The 6,430-nt window shown below is 61.2% G+C and carries 4 protein-coding genes; 2 read left to right on the top strand and 2 right to left on the bottom strand.

Features of this window, described 5'->3' with window-relative positions; translation table 11 throughout:
- Together QWB57_RS08300 and QWB57_RS08295 are read right to left on the bottom strand one after the other, a co-directional pair.
- Positions 1-606 (bottom strand): cobalamin-dependent protein (locus tag QWB57_RS08300; protein WP_288969110.1); only part of this gene is annotated, 606 nt, incomplete at its 3' end.
- Between the two features lie 80 nt (positions 607-686).
- Positions 687-2,672, bottom strand: a complete 1,986-nt coding sequence (locus tag QWB57_RS08295; protein ID WP_256646805.1) for a serine hydrolase domain-containing protein — start codon at positions 2,670-2,672, stop codon at positions 687-689.
- A 170-nt stretch (positions 2,673-2,842) separates the two neighbouring features.
- On the opposite strand from QWB57_RS08295, the gene QWB57_RS08290 reads away from it, so the two are divergent.
- Both QWB57_RS08290 and QWB57_RS08285 read left to right on the top strand, forming a co-directional pair.
- Positions 2,843-3,655 (top strand): ChaN family lipoprotein, encoded by an 813-nt coding sequence (locus tag QWB57_RS08290; protein ID WP_223629755.1) that lies wholly within the window; start codon positions 2,843-2,845, stop codon positions 3,653-3,655.
- Positions 3,656-3,898: 243 nt separating this feature from the next.
- Positions 3,899-6,430, top strand: a 2,532-nt coding sequence (locus QWB57_RS08285; RefSeq protein ID WP_288969107.1) for a hypothetical protein, incomplete at its 3' end; no start/stop codon positions are given.

Here is a 6,430-nt window from a genome sequence, read left to right as displayed (position 1 = left end):
GCCGGCCAGCTGCCATTCCTTGCGCAGGTGCGCCAGTTCGGCCTCGTCCAGCGCCGACTCTTCGATGGCGGAGAGCATCCGGCCGATCTCGATCTCGTTGTCGAATTCGACCTGGTGCGGCTTGTCGACGGGCAGGCGCGCGGCCGCGGCGCGCTTGACCACGTCCTCGATCATCGCCACCAACCCCATGTGCATGCCGTCGTTGGGGTGGTAGATCCGCTCCACGCCGTAGGCTTCCAGCTCGCGGATCTCCTCCGGCGTGATGGTGCCGCCGCCGCCGGCGAACACGCGGATGTGCGCGGCGTTGCGCTCCTTCAGCATGTCCACCATGTACTTCAGGTACTCGACGTGGCCGCCTTGGTAGCTGGACAGCGCGATGGCGTCGGCGTCTTCCTGCAGCGCCGCGCGCACCACGTCTTCCACGCTGCGGTTGTGGCCCAGGTGGATGACCTCCGCGCCCTGCGCCTGGATCAGCCGGCGCATGATATTGATCGCGGCGTCGTGGCCGTCGAACAGGCTGGCGGCGGTGACGAAGCGCAGCGGGCTGCGGTGTTCGTCCAGTGCAGTGGAAGCCGTGGTTGGAAGCTGGGCGGTGGGGGTATTCATGAGACTGCGTTCACATGGGACGTGGCAATTTGCCCATTGTACCGCCCATGTGAACGCAGCCCGCTGCGTCTGCTGCTGCCCTACTTCACTTCATCAAACACGTACTCATGCTGGCCGTCGCGCACAATGAGCTGGCGCACACCAGCCTTCACTGCACCGACAAACGGGAATCCGGCGGCCACCGGGTCGATGGTGACAAACGCCAGACTACCGTCAGGCTGTGGCTGGGTCGCAACCGCAGATGCAAACGCGCCCACATCGAAGACCACTTTCCCCGGCTTGCGAACGACCTGCACATCACCCAGCGCAGCGTTGTGATAGCGCGGCGCAAGGGCGGCCAGCGCTTTGTTGTCTGCGGGCCACTGCAGCAACTTGCGCTGCGCATCGAATGCGGCGCGATTGGCTTTGGCTGTGGCGGCGGCAGCGGCCACCGCCTGCGGCTCGCCATCGAACATCAACTCCATCAGCCGCCGCTTGAACGGGCCACGTAGGTACACGCCTTCATCGGCATTGGTCAGGATCACCGCGCCCACTTTCTGCTCCGGCCACCACATCATGTTGGAATGGAAGCCGCCCAAGTCGCCGCCGTGGTCGATCACGGTGACGCCGTCACTGTTGTCCACCATCAAGGCCATTGCATAATTCTTGTCCACGCCGAGGGCGATTTGCGGCTCACGACGTTGCAATAAAGCAGCCTCCCCGATGTAGCGTTTGCCATCCGGCAGCAGGCCACGGTCGATTTCCATTTGTACATACTTGAGCATGTCGTCCACCGTGCTCCACGCCGCACCGGCTGGACGCGAGGCGATGATGGTGTCGTTCAACCCCATGCCCATGACCTGCACCTTGTGGTTGATGTCGTAACCATGCGGCGCAGCGTAGTCACCGGTTTGCGCCTTGACATAATCGAAGGTGGTGTTGCGCATGCCCAATGGATCAAATACCAGCGCCTGCATCGCCCTGTCATAGCCGGCGCCCAGCTCACTACCGGGGTACGCAACTTGGCCGCCGATATAACCCGCAGCCGCAGCCATCGGGTTGGAATACTGGAACAATTCACCAAACCCGCTGGTGGGTTGCATCGTGCCCAGCGTTGTCAGCACGCTGGCGGGGGTTTGTTTTTCGCCTTCAAACAACCACTCCATATCCTGCCTGGGCACACCAGTGCACGCGCAGATCAGGTGTTTCACCAGCACCTTGTCAGTGGTGGCGGCATCCCCCAGTTTGAAGCCGGGATACACATCTTCGGCGCGCGCATTCCAATCCAGCTTGCCGGCATCCACCAGTTTGGCCAGCATCAGCGTGGTCAACGCCTTGGTATTGGAGGCGATCATGAAGCGGGTGTCGGCATCGACTTTGGCAGGCTTGCCCAGCTGACGCACCCCGAAGCCACGTGCCATCACCACTTTGCCATTCTGAATGATGCCGATGGCGACACCCGGCACATCAAAATCCTTGCGCATCTGTTCGACAAAATTGGCCACTTGCTGCAGGCGGGCCGCATCCAATGGATGTGCACTGCGCCCGGCGAAGGTTTCACGCACATAACCCGCTGGCAGTAGTCGTTGAAAGAGTTTGCCAAACTGCGATGCGCGCTTTTCGGCGATACCTTGGTCTACATCGGCCAGGATCACCGTCCACAATTTGCCGCGCCGATAGGCCGAGGCGTTGACGACCCGCTTGGCATTCTGCGGCACGTCATAATCATAGGAACGACGCTGCTCCCAGCCATCACGCGGGGCGGCATCGGTGGCCAGTAAAAATTTCGGCGCCATGCCCAATGCCTGCCATGCCTGCGCTACGGCGTCATCCGCGCTGCCAGCCGTCGCATCCACAATCACCAAGCGCGAGCCGTCAGCTTCGGGCGGGGTCAACACCACGGCATTGCCGCGTTGCTCGCGTGTCCAACCCTCGGGAAGAATAAACGTTGTCCCACGCGGTGTTGTGGCCGGTTGATCAGCCGCTGCCGTCGCAGCTTGCGGTGCAGGCGCAGCTGCGACCGAGATCGACATCGGGAGTGCCGTGGAGATCGAGAGTCCGATCACCAGCGCGGTGTGCTTGAACATTGGGCGCATTGCAATTCTCCGGAAAGTGGGCAGGTATGGCGCGGTAGCGACGCGTGGTGAAGCAATGCAATTCCAATTCAACGGTGCCTATTGGCAAACGTGGTCAGCATGCCACGCAGGCCATCCACCATAATGTGGCATGCTGGAGTCACTATTTCTGGTGACCCTACATGACCCGCCACGCGCTGCTGTTGCCTCTGCTGATCGCCCTGTCCGCCTGCTCCACGCCGGCCACTGTCAGCGATGTTGCGCCACAGGTGCTTGTGCTGGGCGAAGTGCACGACAACGCCGCAGGTCATGCTGCGCGCGTGGCCTTGCTGCAGGGCAAACTTGCCGCCGGCTGGCGCCCTGCGATTGCGATGGAGCAGTTTGATACTGATCAGCAACCTGCGCTGGACACGGCAATGCGCGAATGCGCCGATGCCGCTTGCGTGATTGCCAAAGTGGCTGCGGCCAAGAGCAGCTGGACATGGGAGTACTACACACCGGTGATTGCGCTGGCATTGCAATACAAACTGCCACTGTATGGTGCCAATTTGTCGCGCGGCGATGCGTCCAAGGTCGTGAAAGATGGCTTTGCCGCCGCGCTGCCGGCCGCTCTCATCGCACATTATTCGCTGGACACTCTACCCAGCGGGGTGCTGGCTGCACAGGAAAACGCAGTGCGTGACAGTCACTGCGGCGCACTGCCGGAAGCACTGGTCGGCCCGATGGCCAAGGCGCAGATCGCACGCGACGTGGTGATGGCGCAAACCCTGCGCGCGCACGCCGCCACTGGCATCGTCCTGATTGCCGGCAACGGCCATGTGCGCAGCGATATCGCGGTGCCGTTCTGGCTGCATCGCGATGGCTTGCGCGTGCACTCCGTGGGCTTTCTGGAACCCGCTACCGATACCACCGCCTTCGATGACATCAGGTACATCCCCGCCAGCACCCGTGCGGATCCGTGCGTGGGCTTCAAAACCGGCAAGCCGGCTGGCTAGCGCGGCTCGAAACTGACGCTACGCGTCACACTCTGCCGCCAAAGCAAGGCAAATCAGCTCTTGGCTGTATGGCACGGGAGTTGCTTTGGCTTGTTGGGCATGGACAGCCCGTTCCCCCGTCGAGCCAGTCGCCACGCCTTGCCAACCCTCTTGTTGGCCATGTGCGCACTGCTGAGCATCCCCGGGCAAACGCAATCGGCGGGCACGACTCCATCACAACCACCACAATCGCCGCTTGGCTGGATGCCGCCTGACGTATTCGGTACCGGTGAAGGCCTGCCAGATCCCACCGTCAACAGCATTGCAAGCCTTCCGAATGGACAAGTGTGGATGGGCACCATGCAAGGCCTGGCACGTCAGGATGGAGCGCGCCTGACCCATATCAATGGACTGCCGGGAATGAATGGCCGCGCCGTTCACAGCGTGGCCACCAGCACAGATGGCGATGTCTATGCGGCCTATGAAAGTACCGGGATATTCCGGTTGCAGCACGGCGTTTGGGCATCGCTGGGCTCGCCGTTCGGTGCACAGCGCAGCCGCCGTATTCGTATCATCGAGGTCAATGGCGAACAACGCATTTATGCCACTGGTGACGGTGTGGCGCGCTGGGTTGGGCAACACTGGCAGCACCTGCCGTTGCCAGTAGACATGCAGGGCTATGAGATTTTCGATATCGCCGTGCAAGCTGCCTCCGACAATCAGCCGGAAACCATATGGCTGGGGAGTTTCGGTGCTGGGCTATTGCGTTGTATCACTGGGCAAGCCTGTACCCGGGTAAAGATTACCGGCGCAGGGCCACGCACCAATGAAGTTCGCAGCCTGCTGCTACAGCCGCGCGAGGATGGCCAACAAACACTCTGGGTGGCGATGCTGGGTGGCGGTGTTGCCCGCTTTCAGGCAGGTGTGTGGACCCGCTGGAGTACCGCCAATAGCAGCTTGCCGAGCGATTTCGTGAACGATCTCGCGCAGGTCAAGCCGGATCCATCACATACCGAGATTTGGGCTGGTACCCGTGGTGGTTTGGCGATGATGAGCAATGAGCAAGTGTGGCGTACTGACCGCACGGCCAGTGCGCAGACCCAGCAAACTTCGCGCATTCGCAGCATCAGTACGCACACAACCAGCCAAGGCCAGCCGACGGTTTGGGTGGGTACCGATGGTGGCGCGATGCGCATTCCGCTGGCCGGGCCATGGCAAGTGATCAGTACATTGGGGAATGACGCCAACGGAATTTGGGGTCTTTGGGTCGAGTCGGTGGAGGATGGCCAACAACGCGTATGGCTGGCGACCGATGGTGACGGTGTGGCGCGTCTTGAACATGGCCAATGGCAGCACTACGGCAAGGCGGAAGGCATTCCCAATCAAACTGTGCGCAGCGTGCTGAGGGTGCCCAATGGCAGCAAGCAGGGCTCGCTCTGGATTGGCACCTGGGCCGGCCATGTCCTGCGCCTGCAAGGGGACCACTTCATCGAAGTCGCCACGCCATGGCGCAAGCAGGACGATGAATCTGCCAGTTTGATGTTGGCTGACAACAGCGACCTGTGGGCCAGCTCACGCACGCAAGGAATTGCACATTGGAATGGCCGCGGATGGGATTGGATGCCGGCCGGGCACGAAGCGCCCAACCGCATCTATGCGGCGGTCAAGCTGGGGCAGGATGTGTGGTTCAGCACCCTTGAACGCGGGTTGGCACGCTTGCGCGCCGGGCAATGGCGCTATTTTCAATCCAACATCGGACTCCCGCAGGACACCTTGTACGACTTGCGTGTAATTACGGTGGATGGCCACCCCCAGCTATGGACAGGAAGTAATAAGCATGGCTTGCTGCGGATCGATGTCAGCGATCCCGATCAGCCGCGCCTGATCACCCAGCCAGCCTTGCCTACGCTGCCCATTCCGCTGGTGTACGGCGCATTGCAGGATGGCGCGGGTGATGTATTGGTATGCACCGACTATGGCGTCTTTTTGTGGCGCGCGACGGCCACCGGTTACACCTCCACTGCCTACCATCGGCAAGATGGCTTACCGCATGACGAATGCAATGGCAGCGCCATGCAAAAAGATGCCAATGGCAGGGTGTGGATCGGTACCGTTGGCGGCGCCGCCGTTTACACCCCTTGGCGCAATGCTGCGCGCAAGCCATCGCAGCTCATCATCAGCGACCTGATGGTCGATGGCAATCCCATCGCCATGCGTGGCGGTGTAATTCAACTCCCGAAGCGAGACAGCAGCCTAGAGCTGAAATACAGTCTGCTGACTGGTGAGAAAGAAGCCGCATCACGTTATCGCGTGCAGTTGTCGGATGTTCCAGCCAAGCGTGACCCTTGGGGAAACGCCGACTCGCATGTGCTGGCACGTCTGCCCAGTGGACGTCAGCACGTGCGTATTGAAGCGATGGATTTTGCCGGAACGCTGGCCGCACCGATCGAGCTGACCGTGGATGTGCCCTACCTGTGGTGGCAAACGCCGGTGGCGCGCACTTTGATGGCGATGTGCTTGCTGTTGCTGTTCTGGGCTGTGTTGCGCTTGCGCTTGCAGCATCTGCGCAAACAGGAAGACTTGCTGCGCGAGATGGTGAAACAGCGCACTGCGCAATTGCAGGCCAGCGATGGCGCACTGCGCAAAGCCAATGATGACCTGCATCGCTTGTCCTATACGGATGCCTTGACTGGGCTGGCCAATCGCCGCCGCCTGTTTGAAGCGCTGACTAGTCAGTTCCGCAATGATGACCTGCATCGCTTGTCCTATACGGATGCCTTGACTGGGCTGGCCAAT

The organism is uncultured Thermomonas sp., assembly GCF_937872235.1.
In the GTDB taxonomy this organism is placed as follows: Bacteria; Pseudomonadota; Gammaproteobacteria; order Xanthomonadales; family Xanthomonadaceae; genus Thermomonas; species Thermomonas beijingensis.
This window is presented reverse-complemented; position numbering and strand designations above follow the sequence as displayed.

Coding starts and splice junctions, on each gene's coding strand:
- QWB57_RS08295 (WP_256646805.1), bottom strand. CDS start 2,672: ATGTTCAAGCACACCGCGCTGGTGATCGGACTCTCGATCTCCACGGCA.
- QWB57_RS08290 (WP_223629755.1), top strand. CDS start 2,843: ATGACCCGCCACGCGCTGCTGTTGCCTCTGCTGATCGCCCTGTCCGCC.